This is a genomic window from Microbacterium sp. NPDC077391, from assembly GCF_040686955.1.
Taxonomy (GTDB): Bacteria; Actinomycetota; Actinomycetes; order Actinomycetales; family Microbacteriaceae; genus Microbacterium; species Microbacterium commune.
The window spans coordinates 470,138-493,228 of the sequence record NZ_JBFBMI010000001.1 but is presented as its reverse complement, the minus strand read 5'-3'; the positions used below and the strand labels follow the sequence as shown (position 1 = coordinate 493,228).

Annotated in this window: 19 protein-coding genes; 7 read left to right on the top strand and 12 right to left on the bottom strand. The window is 67.6% G+C overall.

Annotated elements, in window-relative coordinates; translation table 11 throughout:
* Positions 1–12 precede the first annotated feature (12 nt).
* Entirely contained in the window at positions 13–1,356 is a 1,344-nt protein-coding gene (locus tag AB0O65_RS02260) for a hypothetical protein (protein WP_363382686.1), read from the top strand.
* Positions 1,346–2,857, top strand: a complete 1,512-nt coding sequence (locus tag AB0O65_RS02255) for a lipopolysaccharide biosynthesis protein (protein ID WP_363382683.1) — start codon at positions 1,346–1,348, stop codon at positions 2,855–2,857. The genes AB0O65_RS02260 and AB0O65_RS02255 overlap by 11 nt, the downstream gene beginning before the upstream one ends.
* 31 nt (positions 2,858–2,888) lie before the next feature.
* Here AB0O65_RS02255 and AB0O65_RS02250 read toward each other — a convergent pair whose 3' ends face one another.
* The 3 genes from AB0O65_RS02250 to AB0O65_RS02240 are packed head-to-tail and all read right to left on the bottom strand — an operon-like array spanning position 2,889 to position 4,827.
* The gene (locus AB0O65_RS02250; RefSeq protein ID WP_363382681.1) at positions 2,889–3,461 is read right to left on the bottom strand and encodes a glycosyltransferase; all 573 of its coding nucleotides are present in this window, start codon (positions 3,459–3,461) and stop codon (positions 2,889–2,891) included.
* A complete protein-coding gene (gene pssD / locus AB0O65_RS02245; RefSeq protein ID WP_363382679.1) occupies positions 3,458–3,907 on the bottom strand; it encodes a PssD/Cps14F family polysaccharide biosynthesis glycosyltransferase in 450 nt (149 codons plus the stop codon). Before pssD ends, AB0O65_RS02250 begins: the two co-directional genes overlap by 4 nt.
* 2 nt (positions 3,908–3,909) lie before the next feature.
* Positions 3,910–4,827: a glycosyltransferase family 2 protein gene (locus tag AB0O65_RS02240; RefSeq protein ID WP_363382676.1), complete on the bottom strand. Its 918-nt coding sequence runs from the start codon at positions 4,825–4,827 to the stop codon at positions 3,910–3,912.
* A 198-nt stretch (positions 4,828–5,025) separates the two neighbouring features.
* Between AB0O65_RS02240 and AB0O65_RS02235 the strand changes: the two genes are divergently transcribed.
* The 3 genes from AB0O65_RS02235 (at position 5,026) to AB0O65_RS02225 (ending at position 8,714) form a co-directional block, all read left to right on the top strand.
* Positions 5,026–6,138 carry a Gfo/Idh/MocA family oxidoreductase gene (locus tag AB0O65_RS02235; protein ID WP_363382674.1) on the top strand — a complete coding sequence of 371 codons (1,113 nt, stop codon included), beginning with the start codon at positions 5,026–5,028 and terminating at the stop codon, positions 6,136–6,138.
* Positions 6,135–7,049, top strand: coding sequence for a hypothetical protein (locus tag AB0O65_RS02230; protein ID WP_363382672.1), 915 nt, complete (start codon positions 6,135–6,137; stop codon positions 7,047–7,049). The genes AB0O65_RS02235 and AB0O65_RS02230 overlap by 4 nt, the downstream gene beginning before the upstream one ends.
* A 171-nt stretch (positions 7,050–7,220) precedes the next feature.
* Positions 7,221–8,714 carry a glycoside hydrolase family 16 protein gene (locus tag AB0O65_RS02225; RefSeq protein ID WP_363382670.1) on the top strand — a complete coding sequence of 498 codons (1,494 nt, stop codon included), beginning with the start codon at positions 7,221–7,223 and terminating at the stop codon, positions 8,712–8,714.
* A gap of 25 nt (positions 8,715–8,739) precedes the next feature.
* Here the strand turns inward: AB0O65_RS02225 and AB0O65_RS02220 are convergent, their stop codons facing one another.
* The 5 genes from AB0O65_RS02220 to rplM form a co-directional block, all read right to left on the bottom strand.
* Complete coding sequence (locus AB0O65_RS02220; protein WP_363382668.1) at positions 8,740–9,657, bottom strand: Wzz/FepE/Etk N-terminal domain-containing protein; 918 nt, start codon at positions 9,655–9,657, stop codon at positions 8,740–8,742.
* Between the two features lie 106 nt (positions 9,658–9,763).
* Positions 9,764–11,098 (bottom strand): hypothetical protein, encoded by a 1,335-nt coding sequence (locus AB0O65_RS02215; RefSeq protein ID WP_363382665.1) that lies wholly within the window; start codon positions 11,096–11,098, stop codon positions 9,764–9,766.
* Between the two features lie 337 nt (positions 11,099–11,435).
* The gene (gene glmM, locus AB0O65_RS02210) at positions 11,436–12,800 is read right to left on the bottom strand and encodes a phosphoglucosamine mutase (protein WP_363382663.1); all 1,365 of its coding nucleotides are present in this window, start codon (positions 12,798–12,800) and stop codon (positions 11,436–11,438) included.
* Between the two features lie 17 nt (positions 12,801–12,817).
* A complete protein-coding gene (gene rpsI / locus AB0O65_RS02205) occupies positions 12,818–13,303 on the bottom strand; it encodes a 30S ribosomal protein S9 (RefSeq protein WP_363382661.1) in 486 nt (161 codons plus the stop codon).
* A gap of 29 nt (positions 13,304–13,332) precedes the next feature.
* A complete protein-coding gene (rplM, locus tag AB0O65_RS02200) occupies positions 13,333–13,779 on the bottom strand; it encodes a 50S ribosomal protein L13 (RefSeq protein ID WP_071640481.1) in 447 nt (148 codons plus the stop codon).
* Between the two features lie 470 nt (positions 13,780–14,249).
* Here rplM and AB0O65_RS02195 point away from each other — a divergent pair, with 470 nt between their 5' ends.
* Entirely contained in the window at positions 14,250–15,245 is a 996-nt protein-coding gene (locus AB0O65_RS02195; RefSeq protein WP_363382658.1) for a hypothetical protein, read from the top strand.
* Positions 15,246–15,683: 438 nt separating this feature from the next.
* Here the strand turns inward: AB0O65_RS02195 and AB0O65_RS02190 are convergent, their stop codons facing one another.
* On the bottom strand, positions 15,684–16,352 hold the full coding sequence (locus AB0O65_RS02190; RefSeq protein ID WP_071640488.1) for an endonuclease/exonuclease/phosphatase family protein: 669 nt from the start codon (positions 16,350–16,352) through the stop codon (positions 15,684–15,686).
* Between the two features lie 63 nt (positions 16,353–16,415).
* Entirely contained in the window at positions 16,416–17,264 is an 849-nt protein-coding gene (truA, locus tag AB0O65_RS02185) for a tRNA pseudouridine(38-40) synthase TruA (RefSeq protein WP_363382655.1), read from the bottom strand.
* Between the two features lie 204 nt (positions 17,265–17,468).
* Here truA and AB0O65_RS02180 point away from each other — a divergent pair, with 204 nt between their 5' ends.
* Entirely contained in the window at positions 17,469–18,842 is a 1,374-nt protein-coding gene (locus tag AB0O65_RS02180) for a DUF222 domain-containing protein (RefSeq protein WP_363382652.1), read from the top strand.
* 121 nt (positions 18,843–18,963) lie between these two features.
* Here the strand turns inward: AB0O65_RS02180 and AB0O65_RS02175 are convergent, their stop codons facing one another.
* Together AB0O65_RS02175 and AB0O65_RS02170 are read right to left on the bottom strand one after the other, a co-directional pair.
* Entirely contained in the window at positions 18,964–22,311 is a 3,348-nt protein-coding gene (locus tag AB0O65_RS02175; RefSeq protein WP_363382650.1) for an SbcC/MukB-like Walker B domain-containing protein, read from the bottom strand.
* Positions 22,308–22,985 carry a DUF4194 domain-containing protein gene (locus AB0O65_RS02170; RefSeq protein ID WP_363383506.1) on the bottom strand — a complete coding sequence of 226 codons (678 nt, stop codon included), beginning with the start codon at positions 22,983–22,985 and terminating at the stop codon, positions 22,308–22,310. The genes AB0O65_RS02175 and AB0O65_RS02170 overlap by 4 nt, the downstream gene beginning before the upstream one ends.
* Positions 22,986–23,091: the final 106 nt, after the last annotated feature.

Below are 23,091 nucleotides of genomic sequence, written 5' to 3'. Positions count from 1 at the left end.
CTGCAGCCACAGATGACCGCCCTCATCCCCTCGCCGAGTCGTTCGCTCATCGCCGCAACGGGGCAAGACCCGAACGCTGAGACAGAGCCGCGCATTCTGCCCGCGTGGCCGGTGCTCACGGTGCTGTGGGGATACCCGATCTTCTGGCTGGTCGGGCTGCTGCCTCTCGCCTCCGTGATCATGGCCGTGCCCATGCTGGCATTGCTGATCATGCGCCGACGGATCCTCCTCGTTCCGGGCATCCTGCCGTGGATCGGATTCGTGCTGTGGATGGTGCCGTCCGCCCTGATGATCGACCAGCTGGGTCGCGGTGTCGGCCTGGCCGTGCGGTTCAGCCAGTTCCTCGCGCTGGCGATCATCATGGTCTACATCGTGAACGCCCGCCGATCGCTGTCGGCCAAGCGCATCTTCAACGGGCTGACGTTCATCTGGGTGTTTGTCATCGTGGGCGGCTACCTCGGAATGCTTTTCCCCGAAGTGCAGCTCACCATGACCATCGGACGTCTGCTGCCCGGCGCCCTGACCGAGAACGACTACGTGAAAGAGCTCGTGTTTCCCACCCTCGCCGAGGTGCAGACGCCGTGGGGCGCAGAGGAGCCGTTCGTGCGTCCTTCCGCTCCGTTCGCGTACACCAACGGGTGGGGCGCCGCGATGGCTGTGCTGACCCCGATCGCGATCGGCACGGCGGTCGGTCACCGCACCGCGCGTGCGATGTGGCTGCTGGTCATCGCACTCGTCGTGGCGATCCCACCTGCGATCGCCACGACCAACCGAGGACTCTTCATCGGCATCGCCGGGGCCGTGGTGTACGTGCTCTTCTGCCTGCTGATCCGCGGTCGACTGCTCGCCTTCTTCTGGGTCACGATGCTCGGCATCGCCGCCGCCACGATCCTGATGCTCTCCGGTTTCCTCGACGGCATCGTCGAGAGGCAGGAGACAGTCGACACGACGGAGGGCCGCGGTCGTCTCTACGCCGAGACATGGGAGCGCACTCTCCAATCGCCCGTCCTCGGTTACGGTGCGCCGCGCCCGAGTCTGTGGAGCGAGATTCACGTCGGCACGCAGGGAGCCATCTGGAATGCGATGTTCTGCTTCGGCCTGGTCGGACTCGTGCTCTTCCTGAGCATGATCGCATTGGGAGCAGTGCGCACCTTCGACGCGCCGAATCTGTCTGCGGTGTGGATCCACTCAAGCGTCGTCGTGGCGCTGTTCCTCTCGATCTTCTACGGCCTGGACCGACAGCTGGTCTTCGTGGGCATCGCCCTCGCTGTCCTGCTCCGGGAGAAGTACCTCGGCGGATCGACCTATTGGCTGACTCAACCAGTCCCGTTCGCGCGAGCCCAGAATGAGACGTGAGGGTCTCGCCCGCAGTGGCGTCATCAGCCTGCTCGGTTCCGCCTTCGCCGCCCTCGCCGCGCTTCTGCTCACCGCCGTCGTCGGAAACACGCTCGGGGCGAGCGGCACGGGCCTCTTCTTCCAGGCGATGGGCATCTTCACCATCCTCACTCAAGTGCTGCGCCTCGGCACCAACAGCGGGATCGTGCGGTTCATCGCCGAGCAGCGCGCGCTCGGACGAGCGGGATCCGAATGGCGCATCGTCATGTACGCCGCGGTGCCGGTCGCCGTTCTGTCCGCAGCGGCCTCGATTGCAGTGTGGCTGCTCGCCGACTCGCTCGCACGATGGCTCGCGGCGCCCGAGGATGCGAGCCGCCTCGCCGACCTGCTGCGCGCGATGGCGCCTTTCGTCATCCTCGGGGCGGTGACGGGGGTCCTGCAGATCGCCGCACGGATGCTCCGTGGCGTGGGCACATTCACCCTGCTGCAGAGCGTGCTGCTACCTGCTAGCAGGCTGCTCACCGTCCTGCTCGTCGTATCAATGCTGGGCGCAACGGCATGGGGCGCGTTCGAGGCGTGGCTCTGGCCGCTCCCGATCTGGCTGCTGATAGGTCTGGCGCTGATCAGCGGCCCGCTGCTGCGCGACCTCCGGCGTCGTTCCGACGCCGATGCTGCGGCACGGCCGAGCTTCCGCTCCTTCTGGCGTTTCAACGCGCCTCGGTCGGTGAGCTCAGGGCTGGAGACGGCTCTGGAGTGGTCCGACGTCCTGATCGTCGCGGCACTCGCCTCGCCAGCCGCAGCCGGGGTCTACGCCGTGATCACGCGCGCTGTACGCGCCGGCGGCGTGGTCGACAAGGCGATGCGCGTCGCTGTGTCGCCGACCATCTCCGGCTTGCTCGCTCAGAAGCAGTACGCAGAGTCGACGCGGCTGCACACCACGGTCGTACGCGCGATGATCCTGATGAACTGGCCGTTCTACATGCTGCTCATCTCAATGGGACCGGCTGTCCTCGCCGTCTTCGGCGAGGAGTTCGTCGTCGGCTGGGGTCCGATGATCCTGCTGGCTCTTGCCCTCATGTTCCAGACTGCGTGCGGCATGCTGCAGAGCATTCTTCTGCAGGGCGGACGCAGCACATGGCAGATGTACAACAAGTCGATCGCGCTGGCGCTCAGCATCGGCTGCAACATCGCCCTGGTTCCGCTGTGGGGGATCTGGGGTGCCGCCATCACGTGGGTGCTCGTGGTCGCCGTCGACAACGTGATCGCGGCCGTGCAGGTTCACCGCGGAATGCGTGTGCACCTGCAGCCCGCAGCGCTCATCCCGGCGATGTGCATCCCCGTGGTCGTCTTCGGCGGCGGCGGCGCGCTCTTCGCCTGGTGGGGTGGGACCGATCTGACGATGCTCGCCCTCGCCACGGTGACCCTGTGCCTGATTTACGCCGCCGTCCTGTGGCTGCTCCGCCAGCGTCTGCACATCGAACCGCTGTGGCGGAAGGTACCGCTGGCCGGCGCGCGCGCCTGACCTCAAGCGCTGGCTGGTCGATCGCGCAGGGTCATCGGCGCAACCGCGCCGCTGCGATCGCTGTCATGCTGCGAAGCATCCGAGGAACGCGTGCCCACGCCGGCGCGACCCGGATCGGCTGCTGCATCAGCTCTCGCACGACCGCAGCTCCCGGAGCGGCGACCTCGGGGGGTGGCGCGCTCGTGGCGTCTTCCTCGAGCGCGCGATCGAGGAGACGCGTGAGGTCCGCCGCGCACAGAGCGCGGCGGATCACCCCCAACGCCTCCATCTCCGCAGTGAACACCAGCTGGTGGTCGTCCACCACCTCGCCACCGCCTGGAACTCGGGGCACCACGATGGGCGTGATGCCGAGAGCGCGCATGTCCATCACCCCGCCGGCGCCGCCCTGCAGGACGACGGCCGTCGCCTCCCGGCACAGAGAGAGCAGCTCGTCGTAGGGCAGGATGTCGACGTTCTCGGCGCCCTCCACGGGTGCGGACGGGCCGTGCTGCATGATCATTCGCACATCGTCGTGGTTGCGAAGCCAGTCCTCCACCCAGCGCGACAGACGATCGAACGGCAAGTGGTACGTCCCCGCCGAGACCACGACCAGCCGCGGCTTCACAGCACCACTCCGACGTGACGCGAACCGGGGTAGAACTTCCGCATCGATTCCCACTGCACCAAGAACTCGTCCGCGAACGGGTAGACGAGGCGTCCGCTCAGACCAGGCGAGGTGATGCGGTCGACCGGCTCGAGATACACGGTCCGGGCGCCGAACCGATGCGCCTGCGCGAAGAACGGCAGGGCGATGGCCGCTCCCGTGGAGAAGACGACGTCAGGGCGTTCTGCACGCAACACGCGGCGGGCGAGGGCGAAGTTGCGCGCGAGGTTCGGGAGGTTCCGCACAGTGGGATAGTGGATCTCGTAGACCTTCTCCTCGGCCAGCCGTGAGCGTGCGTCCTCCACAGGGAAAGTCGCCCAGCACCGCTCGTGCGCATTCCACCATTCCTTCAAGGCCAATGCTTGGGTGAGATGGCCACCCGATGAGCAGGCGAGCAGGATCTTCATGCTCAGATGCCTTTGCCACGGCTGCGCACGAATCGGATCACCCGGTCGGCGGACACGAGGCGCCACGAGATGGCGATCGCGAGCATGGCCTTGATCTGCTTGGGATTGTGGCGCAGCGCGCGCCACGCCCATCTCCGACCTTCAGCGCGTCGCCCAGCTGCGACCAGCGCGAACGCGATCTGCGCCTCGATCCGGCCCAGCGCGGCGGGAATCCTCCCGATGTCGGGGTGCTTTCTCAACAAGTACTGCAGCGCTGCCGCGTATGTCTCCCACTGGCCGAAGTAGTAGGACTGCCCCTGCCAACGCACCCGCACGAGTGGCTCGTTGACGACGGTGACGAGGCCGACGGCGGAAGCCCTCAGCAGGAGGTCGTAATCCTCCCCGTAGCTTCCTGGGAGGTTCTCGTCGATACCCGACAACTCTTCGCGCAGCGCATCCCGCCGGAACAGCAGACTAGACGAATGAAGGCCGGGATGACGATCACGCAGGAAAGACTCATGCGTCAGCTCTTCAGAGGGAACAAGCCGAATACGCTGGGCCTGCCCGTCGTCGATCGCCATCGCCGTCCCCACGACGATTGCCTCCGGCTTCTCCGCTAGCCGGTCCAGTTGCGCGGCGAGCTTACCCGGCAGCCATTCGTCGTCGTCATCGAGAAAAGCCACTAGCTGCCCTCGCGCCGCGTCTATCCCGGAGTTGCGCGCACCCGCGAGCCCCCGGCACCGAGTGTTGGAGATGCCTCGAACTGTCCACCCCGCTGCGGCAGTCACCCCCGGAAGATCTATGGGGCACGCGTCGAATACGATGATGACCTCGCCGATCACCCCGGCTTCCTGCGCGAGCACACTCTCCACGGCGAGCTTCATGAGCTCAGGACGATTGTGCGTCGGAACGACGACAGACACTTCCACCACGGTGCGCACTCCCCTTATGCGACGCTGTCCGCTCGATCGAAGATCAAGCAGACCGGACCTCCCCAGATCCGTCGGCCACCGGTCCCGACCGAATGACGGTCCGGAAAATCGCCCGGTGCAAATGCCGGCTCGACCGCTACTATAGGGCGAACGGCCGCCCCAGGGGAAGGGGCGCCGATCTGGGGAATCTGGGGAAGGGGCTCCGTCGTGTCGGAGGAGATCGAAACCGCGCCCGTGCGCGTGGGTGTTGTCGGTGTGGGGAAGATGGGGATCTCGCATCTCGCCATCGTGAGGGCGCTCGAGGGCGTCGAGATCGCAGGCGTCGTCGACGCCACCGACTATGTGCTCGACATCTTGGCCAAGTACACCGGCGCTGCGACTTTCTCGTCGTTGGAGCGGATGCTCGACGCTGCACGCCCCGACGCGGTGGTGCTGGCGACGCCCACCGGGTCCCACGCGGAGCTCGTGCGTACGGCCCTCGCACGAGGGGTTCACGTGTTCTGTGAGAAGCCGCTCACGCTCAGCGCGGACGAGTCTGCTGAGCTCGCGACTCACGCCGCGGAACGCGGACTGATCGCGCAGGTCGGATATCACAACCGGTTCATCGCGACCTTCCGCGAAGTGAAGCGCCTTCTCGACTGCGGCGCCATCGGTCGCGTCACCCACGCGCAGGCCGAGGCGTATGGCCCTGTCGTCCTCAAGCGCAAAGGATCCACGTGGCGCAGCAGGCGCAACACCGGCGGCGGATGCCTCTACGACTACGCGGCGCATCCACTCGACCTGTTGAACTGGTACTTCGGCATGCCAGCACGTGTACGCGGCTCGGCACTCGGCAGCATCTACTCATCCGACACCGATGACGAGGTGTACACGACACTCGACTATCCAAGCGACTTGAACGCGCAGGTCTCGGTCAACTGGTCTGATGAGTCGTATCGCAAGATGTCGACATCGATGACGATCTCGGGTTCGCACGGGCGCATCGTCGCTGATCGCCAAGAGCTGCGCGTGTACCTTCGCGAGGGCCCGCACGTTCCCGACGGATATCGCGCAGGCTGGAACGTAGCGTACACGACCGATCTGACCCAGCCGGTGTCGTTCTACCTGCGCGGTGAGGAGTACACCGCGCAGATGGAGAGCTTCATCGAAGCTGTCCGCAATCGCGAGACGGCCGCGCGGCAGAACGGGTTCGCCGGGGCTGCCGAGACCGATCGCGTCATCGAGTGGATCCTGCAGGATGCCGCAGGAGAACACGTCGCGTCGAGTCAACCCGTCGCGGCGGCCCGCCGCGGCATGTTCGGGAAGCGGAGGACAGCATGACCATGCAGGAGATCGTGTCGAGCACGCCCACGCACGCGAAGATGGACCGACTGCTGCTGGGTGACAATCAGTTCTTCGGCATCAACCACATGTCTGAAGAGAAGGCGAGGGCTCAAGCCATCCGCTTCCAGGACACCGAGGCGATCATCGGGGTCATCGAGGTCGCGCTCGACCATGGCATTCGCACGCTCATGTGCACGACGCACGAGCGGATCGCCGAGGTCTGCGAGCATGCCAGAGCCAATCCGCAGCGCTATGCCGATTACCGCTTCTATCCGTGCATGCCCTACGCGCACAAGTACGCCAACGCCGTCACCGACAGCGGGATGCTCGGGGCTCTTCGCCAGTTCCTGCCCGATGAGGGCCTGCTGAATGCGGCGATGCGCGGGGGGCGCTCCCTGTTGACTCAGGATGTCGAGGGGATCATCACGCTGCTGGTCGACGCCGAGATGAAGATGTTCCACGGGCTGAACACTCCCGTCATCTTCCTGCAGAACGTGGTCGTGGATCTGCTGCTCGGCCTGGGCTTCGATGAGGCGTTCACGATCTTCGACAGGTACGTGCGCGAGCGATACGGGTCTGAGCCCGGGTACATCACGATGAATCTCCCGATGCTGCTGCAGACACTGGGAAGGCTGGGCATCGAGAATCCGATCGTGTGCGCGAACATCAACGAGATCGGCTTCCGCATGTCGGGCGGTATCGAGGCATACGAGCGTGCGCTGCGGGATCGACGCTTTCGACCCGTCGCGATGTCAGTCTTCGCGTCGGGCGCCATTCCTCCGCAACGCGCGCTCGAGTGGATTCACGACCATGCGGCCGTGGAGTCGATCGTGTTCGGCGCGTCGTCGCGCTCATCTATCGAAAATACGGTACGGACTGTCAGGGAACTTTGGGACGGCAACGCGTAGCCTTGCGGGGCAACGTACACCGAGGACGCCGAAACAGATACCCGGCGTCCGCTACACGAGGAGGCCGCTGAACAGCGGCCTCCTCCCCTGAGAATGAGCAGAACACACCCCTCCCCCCTTTCCCCTTCCCGCCTCTTCCCCTCCCGAACCCTCACCTTCATCCTCGCCGCTGTGCTGACGGCGATCGGTGCCGTCGTCGTCACTCCCTCGAGCGGCGCCGCGGCGGCGTCCAGGTCTGTGAGCTCGATCATTCCTCGCGAATCCAGCGGCTGGCAGTACTCGTACTCCAACACTGCACCTGCCTCCGACTGGCGCACAGTCAAGCAGCCCTGGCCAACGGGCACCGCACCGCTGGGGCGCGGTTCACGCGCTGCCGCGACCACCGAGCTCCCGGTGAGCTCGGGACGGCAACCACTGTCGGCGTTCTTCCGCAAGTCCTTCACCCTCACGTCCGATCTCCCGGAATGGTCCTGGCTGAACACCTGGGCAGACGACGGCATCGTCGTCTGGGTCAACGGCGTCGAGATCGGCCGCAAGAACGCCCCGAACGGAACCATCACGCCCTCGAGCTACTCGACCGTCGCCCCCTCATCGACGGCCGCTCGTCGCGACCCGGTCACCTTCAAGGTGCCGCGATCGCTGTTCAAGGTCGGCGAGAACACGATTGCCGTCCAGGTGCTCTCCAGCTGGCGGAAGACGCCAGACATCAGCTTCGACGGACACCTCGTGCGCGAAGACGACTCGTCGGCCGCCGATGCACCCACCGCGTCGAAGCCCGATGCTCCTGAAGCGAACGGCTCGGGCGAAGGTTCAGCCGACGGCTCCGTCGCCGGATGGGGCGCCCCAGACTGGCGCGACGAGTTCTCTTATGTCGACTCCTCCGGACGCCCCGCCGTCGATCCCGCGAAGTGGAACGTGCGGGATCGTGACGATCTAGGTCTGCTGTTCGATGCCGCCGTGGTCGAGCGCGAACAGGTGAGTGTTGACGATGCGGGCGTGCTGCACGTACGTGCTGATTGGCTCGACAAGCCCGTGGAACGACCCTCCGGGCAGAGGGGGCCCAGCCAGCTGTGGCACAAGACGGGCTACCTGGATCAGCGTGGCCTCGAGGCCGGCGACGTTTCGCGCGAGCAGCGGTACGGCCGCTGGGAGATTCGCGCGAAGACTCCCACCGGCCCGAACACTCTGGGCGCGCTGGCCGCGTTCTGGCTACGTAATGACAATTCCGGCGAGATCGACATCATGGAGGCCTGGGGTCAGGGCAGCCAGATGAGCGCGGAGTACAAGAACTACGTCCAAGACACGGCTGCCACCACCATCCACACCAAGACGGATGGCAGCGGCAGTAAGCGCCTGTGGCGTCACGCAGAGCAGGGTGCGACGGCTGTGCCGTGGGACGGCTTCCACACGTACGCGTTCGAGCTGACTCCCACCTACGCGGCGACCTTCGTGGACGGCGTTCAGGTGATGCGCGTCACACCCGCTTCGTACCCCGAGCTGTGGAACGCGTCGTACTTCAACTCACCGTTGCACATGCGCATCAACCTGCACGTCGGACCCTCGGCCACCTACTGGGGCCTGCCCGACCCGGCACGCAAGAGCGAGACGCAGAATCTGGACTACCAGGTCGACTACGTCCGCACCTGGGCCTACACCGGCAAGTGACCGTGAAGCGTGGTGGCTGCAGGCCTCAGCCACCACGCTTCATCGCGCGCATAGGCCGCGCCACGGGCGTCTCCGCGGCGCGATCGGCATTCACCGGGTGGTCGTCGTCGAGCCGGAAGGGCCCGACGGACTCCGTGGTCTGGTCGTCGCCGCTCTGGTCTTGCGCAGTGCTCTCCTCGCCGGTGCGACGGTAGCTCTGAGAAGGACCGCGTACGCGCGACACGATGAGCGCGGCGATCGCACCGACCAGAATGCCGAGGAACAGGCCCGCCGCGATGAACACGAGCACCGAAGGGCGATTCGAAGCCTGCGGTGGATTCGCCGGCGTCACCAACGCGCCCGAGTAGAACGGCGTGGCGGTGATGCGCGCCTGCTCGTCGAGTAGCGACTGCACCTGCAGCTCGGTCGCAGACCGCTCGGCGCTTCCCTCCGGCAGACCCGACACCACGGCCTGAAGAGCGGCGATCGACTTTCCGAGCTCTTCGGTCGTCTCCGTCACCACGGCGCGGGCATTCTTGGTGCGCTCCTCGCCGTAAGCCACGGCAAGTGCATTCGCCCGGTCTGCCGCAAGAGCCGGCGTATTGGCAGTGACGTGGAAGACCAGAACCTGTGAGTCTCGGGGCACTTCGATCGTGGTGTTCGCCCTGAGCGCGTCGACAGAGGTGTCGTCGAGCTGCGCTGCTGCGCGCTCGAGCACTGCAGTGGAGGTGGCGACCACCTTCTCGGTCTCCATGTTGACCGTATTGAAGCTCGACCCTGAGGTGAGCACGCTTATCGGCTCCACCGTATGCAGAGCATCGGCCGTGTACTTCTGGGGGTAGATCATGAAGACGCCTGCGCCGATGAGGGCGAACAGAACGATCACGCCGACGAGCACGAACCATGACCGCATGATCCCGAGATACAGATCCTCGAGAGTCCAACTCGTTCCCTGTGCAGCCACGGCTGCCCCCAATCCGCGTCCGCAGCCGTGCGGACGCCTCCCCTGGATTCATCTTATAACCGAGGCGGTCGGGCAGACAGGCCGCCGACGACCCGCCCACTGGCTTTCACCCGACCGCAGCCGGCACATCCGAGATGACCATGCGCGCCTTCCCGCCCTGATTCTGCACGGCGTCGACACGCTGCGCGCGCACCTCGACCTCACGGGCGAGAAAGCCCGAGACTGTGCGGCACACGGACTCGGCTGCTCTCGCCGCCGCTTGATGGTCGGGACCTGACACGTAGCGAATCGTCACGCTGTAATCTTCCGTCTGGTGGATCTGGAACTGGCGAACGACGCCTGGCCAGGCGTTGAAGAGACCCCCCAGCCCACCCGACACGCTCCGACCGGACGGCGTGCGCAGCACATCGGCTATGCGACCTTGGATGTGGTCGATGCGCGCAAGCGATCGTCCGCAGGCGCACTCGCCGCCGATGATTCTGCTGCGGTCGCCGATCGCGTAGCGGATCAGCGGATATGCGCGATTATCGAAATCGGTGACGAGGACGTCCCCGACGGCCCCGGGCTCAAGCACGGCAGCGGTACCGTCGACGATGTCCACCCGTCGTCGATCCGACAGGACGTGCAGCCCCGAGTGAGCCGCGCACTCGGCCGCAATCCAGGGCACCTCTGCGCTGCGATAGGTGTCGAACACCGGAGCGCGCAAGACGCTCTCCACCTCTTCTCGCTGCCCGGGATGCAACATCGAGGCCGTAACCGAGATCGCAGCAAGCCCCGGAACCGACATTCCCTGCCTGGCAACGAACCGGGCGAAATCAACCACCCCCTCGACGTAGCCGACCAGCAGACGGGGACGCAGACGTGCCACCTCGCGTTCAAAATCGGCTATTGACTCGGGCGTCGCCCCCCGGGCATCCAGCAGCAGATGTCGCGTCGGCCACCATTCCATGTCGTAACGGAGCTTCTTGGCTCCCACACGACTCTGGCGATAGATGAACGCGGCGTGATCGGAAGGGTGGATACCCCACCACGAGTACACGCGCCACCACAGCGCGGCGACGGGTGCACGCCGATCGTTGAACACCTGCAGCGGACGCCCCGTGCTTCCGCCGGTCCGTGACACGAGCAGATCCCTGGAGGCCGAATCCGATGAGACCAGCGCATCTCCGGCATCCTGAACCGCCGCCTTGCTCAGCGCCGGCAGCAGGGCGAAATTCTCGGGGCGAGAGACGTCGGCCTCCGTGAATCCGGCGTCGCTGAAGTGCCGTCTATAGAACGGGGTGGTTCGGTACGCGTGAAGAGCGATCCTCGCACTGCGCTCGTCACTGACCAACTGCGCCTGTTCCCGGGTCAAGCGTTCATGTCGCAGCATCTCGCGAAGCGCGCGTCGGTCGCGACGCATGAGCACACTCGTCTTCGCGTCGAAGATGGCCTTCCTCATGACAGTTCCCCGTGCTTCATGACAGCTCCCCACAAGCTTCGGCGCCGTGCCGATCATCTACATGCTAGATCCGCCGCCGCTTCACTGCCGACACCTGCTCAGGAATCCGTGCAGCGGCGCTCTGACCGATAGGGTCGAAGGGCGACGCTGTCACACGCGTCGCTGGCGCGATACGGCATCCCCAGTGCCACGCGTCAGATGCGAAGCCGTCCCCAGCGGCCCGCATCAGCGGCCCCCGCTGAGTCCCCACTCGCTGGGGCCGCGTCCTTTTCGGGGCTCAGGAGCGCGAAAAATGGCAGCCACCCGCAGGTGACCGCCTTCTTCGACTGATTCGCGCTCAGAGCGCGAGATGCCGTCGTACCGTCTCGGCGAGCGACTCGGCGTGGGAGTTCGCGGTCTCGGCATCCGCCGCCTCGACCATCACACGCACGAGCGGCTCGGTGCCCGACTTGCGCAGCAGCACCCGACCGGTCGCGCCCAGCTGGGCCTCGACGTCCTTCACGGCCGCCTGCACGCCGGCGTGATCCGAGACGGCGTCCTTGTCGACGTCCTTCACGTTGATCATCACCTGCGGGTAGACGGTCATGATCGACGCGAGCTCGGCGATCGACTTCTTCTGACGCGCCATCTCGGCGACCAGGTGCAGACCGGTGAGCAGGCCGTCGCCGGTGGTGGCGAACTCGCTCATGATCACGTGACCCGACTGCTCGCCGCCGAGCGAATAGCCGCCCGCGGTCATGTCCTCGAGCACGTAGCGGTCGCCGACCGCGGTCTGGCGCACGGTGATGCCCTGCTCGCGCATGGCGACGTGCAGACCGAGGTTGCTCATCACCGTGGCGACCAGGGTGTCGTCGACCAGCTTGCCACGGCTCTTCATCGCCACCGCGAGGATCGCCATGATCTGGTCGCCGTCGATGATGTTGCCCTGCGCGTCGACGGCGAGGCAGCGGTCGGCGTCGCCGTCGTGGGCGATGCCGACGTCGGCTCCGACGCGGATGACCTCTGCCGCGAGCTTGTCGAGGTGCGTCGACCCCACACCGTCGTTGATGTTCAGACCGTCGGGGTCGGCGCCGATGACGGTCACCTTCGCGCCCGCCGCGGTGAAGACCTCGGGCGAGGCACCGGATGCTGCGCCGTTGGCGCAGTCGAGCACGACGTGGATGCCGTCGAGGCGATGCGGCAGCGAGGCCAGCAGGTGCATGACGTAGCGGTCCTCGGCATCCGCGAACCGGATGACGCGACCGACGTCGCCGCCGGTGGGCTGCAGCTTCTCGCCCGATTCGATGTGCTCTTCGATGCGCTGCTCGACGAGGTCGGGCAGCTTCACCCCGCCGCGCGCGAAGATCTTGATGCCGTTGTCGGGAGCCGCATTGTGCGAGGCCGAGATCATCACGCCGAAATCGGCGTCGACGTCTGAGATGAGGAAGGCCGCGGCCGGCGTGGGCAGGGTGCCGGCATCCAGCACATCCACGCCCGACGAGGCGAGACCCGCCTCGACGGCGGCGCTGAGGAAGTGCCCCGAGATGCGCGGATCCCGCGCGACGACGGCCGTGAGCCGCTTGCCGACGGTGCGACGCGCGTCGGCAATACGGCCCTGGCCCAGGACGACAGCAGTCGCCTGGGCCAGGTGGAGCGCAAGCTCGGCGGTGAGGAGCTGACCGTTGGCCAGCCCCCGCACGCCGTCCGTTCCGAACAGTGCCATAGGAGGGACTGTGCGGATCAGCGCTTCGAGTACTGAGGAGCCTTGCGGGCCTTCTTGAGACCGGCCTTCTTGCGCTCGATGACGCGGGCGTCGCGCGAGAGGAAGCCGGCCTTCTTGAGGGTCGGGCGGTTGTTCTCGGCGTCGATGTTGTTCAGCGCACGGGCGATGCCGAGGCGCAGCGCGCCGGCCTGACCCGAGTCGCCGCCACCCGAGATGCGGGCGATGACGTCGTACGCACCCTGCAGGTTCAGCACCGTGAAGGGGTCGTTGATCAGCTGCTGGTGCAGCTTGTTCGGGAAGTAGTCCTCGAGCGTACGACCGTTGATCGTGATGGTGCCCGAGCCGGGAACCAGACGCACGCGGGCGATGGCCTGCTTGCGACGGCCGACAGCGGCGCCGGGAACGGAGAGCACGGGGCGGGGAGCCGACTCTTGAACCTCAGCCTCAGGGCTCGAGGTCGAGAAGGCCTGCGGGAATTCGGTGGTGTCCTGGATTTCAGCCACGAGTATGTCCTTTGAAATCTGAGGGGCGCTTACTGCGCGACCTGGTCGAGGGTGTACGGCGTGGGCTGCTGAGCGGCGTGCGGGTGCTCGGCACCTGCGTAGACCTTGAGCTTCGACAGCTGCTGACGACCCAGGGTGTTCTTCGGGAGCATGCCGCGGACGGCCTTCTCCACGGCGCGAACCGGGTGCTTCTCGAGGAGCTCGGCGTAGCTCGTGGCGGTCAGGCCGCCCGGGTAGCCGGAGTGGCGGTACGCCATCTTCTTCTGGAGCTTCTGGCCCGTGAGGGCGACCTTCTCGGCGTTGACGATGATGACGAAGTCACCGGTGTCGACGTGGGGTGCGAAGGTTGCCTTGTGCTTGCCGCGCAGGATTGCTGCGGCGTGCGAGGCGAGGCGACCGAGAACGACGTCAGTGGCGTCGATGACGATCCAGTCACGCTGGACCTGCCCGGCCTTCGGGGTGTAAGTGCGCGTCACGATAGTGCTGCTTTCTTGATTCGAACGGAGAGGTTCGTGAATCCCACTCCGGGGTGGGTTCCGTCTCGATGATCCGAGCCGGAACACGCGCCAGTGGAGGGCTCACGTTCGCGGGTGCGACCGCAGTTGGTCACACACCAAGGGTCAATGCTACAGCATCCGGGGGCGGGGGCCGAACTTGGGCTGGGCGGGGGTGGTGGGTGCCGTCTGCCCGCCGGGTGGGCCCGAATGGCTGCATCCTCGCGCGTCGAGGCGACCATATGGGCCCACCCGAGGTGATCGCGCCCCCACTCGTCATGCCCCCCCTACCGCTGCTGGGCCCATATGGCTGCATCCCCGCGCGCGAGGCGACCATACGGGCCCGCCCGAGGTGGCGCCCTCATCCTCCACATGCGTCGTCTTCGTCGGCTTCTTCACAGGGCGCGGGGCCAGCAGGCTCGCGAGTCGGAGGTCGGCGCGAGAGTGGATGGATGCCGATCACGCCGAGCCGCCTGCCCACTGAGCTCGGCGTGCATTTCAGCGTCGAGTGTGGGCGCGAGTCGGGCCTGACACGCGGCCGCATGCGAGCAAAGGATCTCGACCGGCCGTTCCACGGCGCACGCCGCGCAGTTGCCGACATCACCGCGGAGAAGGACGCGATCGACCGCGACACCGAGCCTCTCGCCCTCACACGCTCGAGCATGCGCCTCATGCGCTCGAAAGCGCTGTCCTACTTGCAGGTCGCCGCTCCGGGCAGCTTCATCTGCGGGGCCAGCGCCGCCGTGCTGCGCGGCTACCCGGCGACCGCATCGAGCGATCTCGACGTCGCCGTCTTCGCTCCGCGACGGGCGCCGAAGGGGCGCGGCGTCAGGGGACGCACCATCAGATCGCATCTGGTCGACATCGACGTGGTCGACGGCATCCCGGCCTCGTCTCCAGCCAGCACCTGGGCGATGCTCGGTCGCGATCTCAGTGAGCGCAAGCTGATCATCCTCGGCGACGCGATCGTCGGCATTCCCCGCGACGAGCGAGGCATTCGCCATCCCGAGCGGGCCGGGGCGACGATCGAGCAATTGCAGGCGTCGATCGACGCGGGGTCTCGGCCGGGGCTGAAGAAGCTGCGCGCCGCGCTGGAGCGGATCCGGGTCGGCTGCTCATCGCCCTTGGAGACCGATTACCGGCTCGATGCCGAGGACGCCAGGCTGCCGGAGCCTGAGCTCGATGTCGAGATTTTCGACGCGCGAGACCGCAGAGTGGGCATCTCGGAGTTCGTCTATCGGCAGTACAGCGTCGTGGTCGAGATCGAGGGAGATCACCACCGCTCGTCGAAGCACCAGTGGAATCGCGATCTGCAGAAGTACCGGGACTACGCCAGCGCCGGCTGGGAGGTCGTGCGGTTGACCGCGCACGACGTCCGGACGACGCGGAGGGCCGCTCGCATCGTCCGCGAGGTGCTCATTCGGCGGGGCTGGCGTCCCGAACTCTGAGTGGCGCTCGCGGCCCCTCTCACGCTCGCCCCGCGCCGGTGGTGTCTTCCTCCAGTGGGCCGATGTGGGCGCATCCCCACGCGCTGACGCGACCATATGGGACCACCCCCGACGGGAAGACTGGCTCCACAGCACCCCCGCCCCACACGAGTGGGCCCGAATGGGCGCATCCCCACGCGCTGACGCGGTCATATGGGACCACCCGGGGCGAGAAGACTGGCTCCACAGCACCCCCGCCCCACACGAGTGGGCCCGAATGGCCGCATCCCCACGCGCTGACGCGGCCATATGGGACCACCCGGGCGGGAGGCGAGAACCCCGAGGACCCGCCCCACACGAGTGGGCCCGAATGGCCGCATCCCGTGCGCCGACGCGACCATATGGGACCACCCGGCGGGAGGCGAGGACCCCGAGGACACCGAGGCCCAGAGGCCCGAGTTATGCGGCCTCAGCCGTCACCAGGATCGGGCGGTGATCGCTCGTGGCCTGCGGCAGAGTCGTGATCTTCGAGATGTCGAACCCGACCGAGGTCGCGAAGTCGTAGTGGCCCTTGAACACCCGGTACCGCGTGTACGTGCGGTCGTCGCTGAGGGTGAGGGTGTACCCGTGCTCGCGCACGGTCTGACCGAGGCTCTCCTTGAACACGGGGTAGTTGTAGTCGCCGACCATGAGCACGGGCATCCCGGGTCCGAGCTCCTGCAGGGCATCCAGCGCCGACCTGATCTGGTTGCGACGCAGCGAGTTGAGCGCGGTGAGAGGGGCCGCGTGGAACGACGCGACGATGAGTCCCCGCCCGGCGTCGATGTCGCGCAGCCGCGCCCCGAGCACCCGCTCGTGCGCCGGCTTGAGCACTCGGTCGTGCAGCGATTTCTTCAGCCCGATCGTGCGCACCTCTTCAACCTGGAAGGTGTTGCTGCGCAGATACATCGCAAGACCCAGCCTGTTGCCGCTGGTGGTGTGCACGAGAGACAGCCCCTCGATCGCATCCGGAAGCGCCGCCGTGTCGCATTCCTGCAGGCAGAGGATGTCCGGGTCGTGCTCAGTCACCAAGCCGGTGAGCTCAGTCGCGGCACGGTGCTTGCGAAGGTTGTACGAGATGACTCTCATGTCCGACACGTTACCGCCGGGATCCGAGCGCGCGACGGGGTTGCGCCGCGGGCCCGCACCGCACTAACCGTCGTCGCGGTCGCGTCGGGCGCGGGTCTGCTCGGCGCGGGATGCCAGCAGCCCGTCGGCCGGATATCCGACCTCGGCGAGGGTGAGACCCCTCGCGGGCAGCACCTTGAACGCGCTGGTGCGAGTGAGCTCGTCACGCAGGCGCGCGACATCGGCAACCTCGAGCTTGCCCTCCCCCACCGCCGCGCACGCGCCGACCAGCGCGCGCACCATGCTGTGGCAGAACGCGTCGGCCTTCACCGCCGCGACGAGCACACCGTCGCGGTCACGCGTCCAGCGGTAGTCGAGCAGGGTGCGGATCGTCGTCGCCTCCTCGCGCGGCTTGCAGTACGCGGCGAAGTCGTGCAGCCCGATGAGTGTCTGGGCCGCGGCATCCATCCGCTCGACGTCGAGAGCGGCGCGGATGGTCGTCGTGTCGTTGCGGCGCATCGGGTCGTAGCCGACCGTCGCGTCGGCGAGGCGGTAGCTGTACCGTCTCCACACCGCCGAGAAGCGCGCGTCGAACCCGTCCGGCGCGACGCTGGTGCGGGTGACGGTCACGTCGGGATAGCTGCCGAGCACACCCCGGATGCGCCGGGCGAGCGACCCCGCCGGATCCGTGGCGGCCTGCCCATGGCGCGTCTGCACGCGAGACCACTGCGCGTCGTCGAGATCGACGTGCGCGACCTGATCGGCGGCGTGCACCCCGGCATCCGTCCGCCCGGCCACGACCAGCTGCGCCTCGGAGCCGAGGATGCGTGCGAGCGCCGCCTCGAGCGTGCCCTGCACCGTGCGGAGGCCCGGCTGCTTCGCCCAGCCGCGGAAATGGGTGCCGTCGTAGGCGATGTCGAGGCGGATGCGCACCCGTCCAGCCTAGACGCGAGCCTCGGCCGGGACGGAGCCGGTCGCCGACGCGGCCCCCGGCGAGGAATGTCTGCGGGTCCTGCATATGGTGCGTGATCGACCGTCGCATGCATTCGTATATAGTTACCATAGTTGTGGATAAGTTCTAGACTTTTCTTCGTAGATTTGCTTGACTTGTGGTTGGCCGAGGCTTAGGCTTTTCACATGTCAGCACCAGCCCTGGAGCCGTTGCGAGACGCCGTCACGGCTCTCGCCGGGGTGTGGGCGGATGCCTTGACGGCGGCCGACCTCGACCGGTCAGACCTCGTGGCGGTGACCTGCGCGATCGGGTCGGCGCGTCGGGCGCTGGATGCGCTGCAGGCCGATGTCGCCGCGGCCATCGCGCACGAATCCCGGCCGGAGCTGGGAGCCGATTCGCTGGCGAAACAGCAGGGGTTCCGCAACACCGCCCAGCTCATCGCGACGACGACGGGCACCAGCGCGGGAGATGCCGCACGGCTGGTGAAGGTCGGGGAGGCGATCGCGCCGCGGCTGAACCTGCTCGGCGAGCCCGCTCCGGCGAAATACCCGGCCGTGCAGGCCGCGGTGACCTCCGGCCGCCTGGGCGGGGCAGGGGCGGCGCTGATCGTGGAGTTCCTCGACCGGGCCCGCATCGGCACCGACAAGACCCTGGTCGCCGACGTCGAACAGCAACTCGTCGAACGCGCGGTGGGGCTGTCGCTGGATGACGTGCGCCGACTGGTCACACGCGCCGAAGCCGTGCTCGAAGACGACCGGCTCGAAGCGCGGGAAGAAGAGCGCCGGGCGGCACGGTCGCTGAGCATGTTCGAACGAGACGGCATGCTGCACCTGAACCTCATCACCCCCGTCGAAGAAGGCGCACCGATCAAAGCCGCGATCGACGGATACGTCACCGCGCAGTTCCAAGCACGCAAAGACCTCACCGACGTGGGCATCGCGGATCCCGACGGCGCGGATGCCGATCAGCGCACCGTCACCATGATGCGCGCCGACGCCCTCACCCTGTTCTGCGCCCACACGCTCGACTGCGACAGCCGGATGCCCGTGAGCGGCGCCACCGTCATCGTCCGCATCAACGCCGCAGACCTGGACGCCGGAACCGGATCCGGGACGATCGACGGCATCGACCAACCCCTCTCCGTCACCGCCATCCGGCGCATGGCCGCCGCAGGCGGGGTCATCCCCTGCGTGCTCGACAGCACCGGGGAGATCCTCGACTGGGGACGCGAGAAACGCCTGTTCACCCGACAACAGAAACTCGCGCTCGTCGACCGCGACGGCGGCTGCGCGATGTGCGGGCTCCCACCCCACATGACCGAGGTGCACCACATCGACTGGTGGAACCGAGACACCGGACCCACCGACCTCACCAACGGCATCCTGCTGTGCTCCACCTGTCACCATCGCATCCACGACAACGGGTGGGAGATCCGGATCGAGAACACCGAAGCACGCTCCGGCACCAGGGGACGAGTATGGTTCATCCCCCCACCCCACATCGACCCCACCCGAACACCCCGCCCCGGCGGCAGAGCCCGCTACGACATCGCCGCCTGACCCCACCTGACCGCGCACGTGAGACGGGCCAGCGTGCTGGCTCGGCCCCGCCTGACCCCGCAGGAGAGACGGACCAGCGTGCTGTCTCGGCCCCGCCATCACCGGCTCAGAAACCGCTCCCTCAGACCGCGACCTTCGGCTTCGCCCACGACCGGCCGCGGGTGTCCTTGAGGATCGTGTACTCCACGTCGACGTGCGGCTCGATGGCGCTGTACTTGTCGTTCGGCGCTCCGATCACGAGCTGGAACCCCAGCCCCCGCCACGCGCCGATCGCACGCTTGGTGAAGTGCGCGTCGGCCTTGATCAGCGCCTCGTCCATGAACACCGGCGCGTAGCGCGGACGCGAAGCACCGGCATCCCCCAGCTGATACCGCAGAGCCGCCCCGACGATGAACGCGACCAGCTCCTGCGACTCCCCACCCGACTTCTCGCCGATGTGGTCGTACAGCGCGACGTGCTCGCCCGTCTCGGCGAGCACCCGCTCGGCCGACACCCGCACGTGGTTGCGCACGTCGATCAGCTCGGCGAAGTCGGGAGCGGTACGACGCATCCGCCCGATCAGCCGGCTCATCCGCCTGTACGCATGCTCGCGCTCATCGTCGCTCGACGCCGCCTCGATCAGCCCGCGCACCTCGCGCAGGTCACGGCGGAAGCGCTTGCGCGCCTCGGACTGGTTCTCGCGCGGCGAGATCTGCAGCCGGTGCCTGTCGTCGTAGAACGGCAGATCGCGCATGATGCTGTTGATCGGCTCGATGCGCTCCCTGATCTCGCGCACCGATCGGCTCAGCGTCGAATCGAGGCTGGTCAGGTCGTTGCCCGAGAGCCCGAGCAGGCTGTCGCGCCACTCGTTCTCGAGCTCGTGCAGACCGTTCGTCCGCAGCGCGTCCAGGATGCCGAGGAACTCCGGCACCGAGGCATCCGGATCCGGCAGCAGATTGAGGTTCGGCCACCGCTCGAGGAACGACGACATCAGCTGGCGCATCCGCTCGCGCTGCTCGTCGTGCGCTTCGACGGCGGCACGGCGATCGGATGCCAGGCGTGCCGCCGCCGACGTCAGAGCGAGATCGAGCCGTGCGAGCCGATCGGTCGCCGACAGCCCCTCACCGTCGTCAGACGCCGAGAGCATGAACCGTGCATCGAGGAACGCCGTGTGCGCATCGTCGAGCGTCGTCTCCGCCGCGTCGTCGACGACGCGCTGGCACTCGTCGACGTCGTCGGTCACCGCGGCCCAGCGCTCCTGGGCGTCGGCACGCTGGGCACCGAGCGCGCCGATCTCGTCGCGCAGCACGGCCGCGCGCACCTTGAGGCCCTCGGCCCGCTCACGCAGATCGGCGATCTCGGGATTCGCCGTCGTGACCTCCGCCTCGACGCCCTGCCAGCGCTCGACCTCCGCAACCAGCGATGCGACGTCGATCTGCTCCCAGGTCAGGTCGTGGATCATCGCGAAGGCCGTCGAGCGCTGCTCGATGGCATCCATCGCCGCCTCCGCGTCGGTCACCGCGGCGGTCGCGGCCGCAGCCTCCGCCTCGAGCGCGGCAGCCTGCTCGTCGAGCGCCCGCAGGCGCCGCTCGTTCGAGAAGCCGAGCACGTTCTCACGGCCGTGCCCGCCGTGGGCGCCGCGGCTGCCCTGCGACATCTGCCCGGCGATCGTGAGCGCCATCGAGTGCGCCCCCAGCTGCGCCGACGAGTCGACGCACACGAACCCGAAGCGCTCGTCGAGGCGCTGCTGCAACCAGCCCGTGAACGGCGTCGGACGGTGGTCGAGGCGCCCGGGCAGGGTCCGCGCGTCGGCGTTCGGCGACTCGGCCAGCCCGGTCTGCACGCCCTCGTAGCGCAGCCGGATCGGCAGACGCACCTCGTCGATCGCCGCCCGGAACCGGTCGAGGTGCGCATCGTCGAGCAGCAGCGTCATGGCGAACCCGCCCAGGGCGAGGTTGAACGCCTCACGCCACGGCTCGAACTCCGTGCGCACCTCGATCAGCTCGCCGACGAACGGCAGGTCGCCGACGTCGAGACCCGCGGCCTCGGCCAGCAGCATGCGCGCCCGGTCGAGAGCGGGAGGAATGCTGCCGCGCAGCCGATCCGCCTCAGCGCGCTCTTCGGCGAGCGCGCGGCGGCGCTTCGCGAGCGCCTGCCTGGCGGACTCGGCCTCGGCGAACGTCGCCCTGGCCTGGCGGCGGGTGGATGCCTCGGACTGCGCGGCGCGGGCGGTCGCCTGCACCTCGGCGAACTCCTCGGCCGTGGCCGCGGACAGTCCCAGCTCGGCAAGCACGGTGTCGAAGCGGTCGCGCTCACGCTGCACCTCGGTGAGGCGCCGCTCGACCGCGCGCAGCTCGCGCTGTGCGGTCTCGAGCCGGTCGCCGCCCGACTGGCGCAGCAGGTCGAGCAGGCCGTCGCGCTCGGCTTCGGCGGCGTCGACGAGCGCCTTCTTCTCACGCAGGGTCAGATCGAGCGCATGGGTGCGCTCGCGCAGCTCGTCCTCGACCTCGCGCAGCAGATCGAGACGGCGCTCGGCCCGCCACAGCGTCGCACGCGAGTCGGGCGAGGCGAAGTCACCCACCTCGTCGATCAGCCGCACCTGCTCAGCGGCTGCCGTGATCCTCTCCCGGATGCCCGGAATCGGCTCCAGGGCGTTCACCTGCTGGCGTGCGGTGATCATGCTCGCGCGGGTGCTCTCGAGCTCGTCGAAGTGCGCGACCACGGCATCCGCCGTCGCCATCGTCTCGGGCTCTTCGAGCACCAGCCGCTTGTACAGGTCGTCGACCGTCGTGATCTGCTGCCCGGCCTGGATGCGCGCGAGCAGGCTCATCGCCTTCGCACCGGAGCCGGCCGCACCGATACCCAGCACGGCATGCAGGCGGGCGGAGAACTCGCGGTCGGTGGCCAGCGTATCGAGGCCGAGTGCCCGCAGCGCCGAGTCTCCGAGCCGCTGCGACGCCGCCTCTTCGAGGCGCGCGAGGTCGAAGAATGCGTCGGTCGTCGCGCGCACCCGCACGGTGTCTTCCAGGATGCGGGCGCCGGCAGGGATGTACCAGGCACGCAGCGCGGTGAACCGCGAGCCGTCGTGGTCGAGCCACGTCATCGCGATGGCTGTCCAGGTGTCTTCGCCGTCGCCGCGCAGCACACGCAGCCTGGTGCCCTCGTCGGTGCGCGACTCGTCGATCTTGCCGCGGCCGTAGGAGAGGATGTTGCGCTGCTCGTCGCCTCGAGGACGCCCGGTGATTCCGCCGTTGGAGGCGCCGTTGAACGGCGTCGTGTGCGGCATCATCAGCGCGATGTACGCGTCCATGAGCGTCGACTTGCCCGATCCCGACCCGCCACACAGCATCGTCGCATTCGGCGAGAAGCGCACCCGGTGCGGGCCGCCGTCGTACCCGCCCCAGTTGATCAGCTGCAGGTCCTCGGCGACCCACTGCTGACCCCGGGAGTCTGCGGGGATCAGCCCGAAGAGCGTGTCGAGCATCGTCACAGCGCTGCCTCCTTCTGGGCGGTGGGCGTCTGGGCGGTCTGGTCGGGGGCGGTCTGCTTCTCGGCGGTTGCGGCTCGGGATGCCTGCTGCGCCGCCTGCTCACGCAGCCACGCGCGCAGCTCGGCGAGCTTCTCTGCGCTCAGCACGACCTCGACGAGGGGGCTGATCCGGTAGCGACCGAGGGTCTCCTCGTCGATGACGCCCTCGCGATCGAGCCGGTCGAGCGCGGCGCGGATCGCCTTCTGCTGACGGGCGGTGCTGCCGTCGGCATCCGTCAGATAGCTGAGCACGGTCTGCTCGATGTCTTCGATGTCGATGCGCGGCGCCGGCTCCCCCGCCGCCGATTCGCGCTGAAAGACCGTGCGCAGGTGCACCAGCACGAGCGTCTCGGTGCGGTTGTAGGGGGCGTCCTTCAGCAGGATCGGCACCTCGAACTCGTTCGAGCGCACCTGCTGCTTGTACGCCAGGCCACGGCCCAGATCGACGACCAGGCGCAGGTACATGTCGTGCATCCGCGACTCGATCAGCTGCTGATGCTCGAGCAGCAGAGCCCACTCGGCGCGGTTGTCGGCGCTGAGGAACCGCCGCTGCAGCACGTGCACGAGCACGCGCCGCACCTCAGGGTCGAGAGTGCCGCGGTCACCGGGGAACAGCTCGTCGGGGTCGTCCTCCATCGCGACCGGGACGATGAAGGGCGCCTCGGTCTGGTCGCCCGCGCGGTCGTCGGCCTGTTCCGGGATGCCGAACGCCTGTTCCGTGGCATCCGCACCGGCGTTTCCC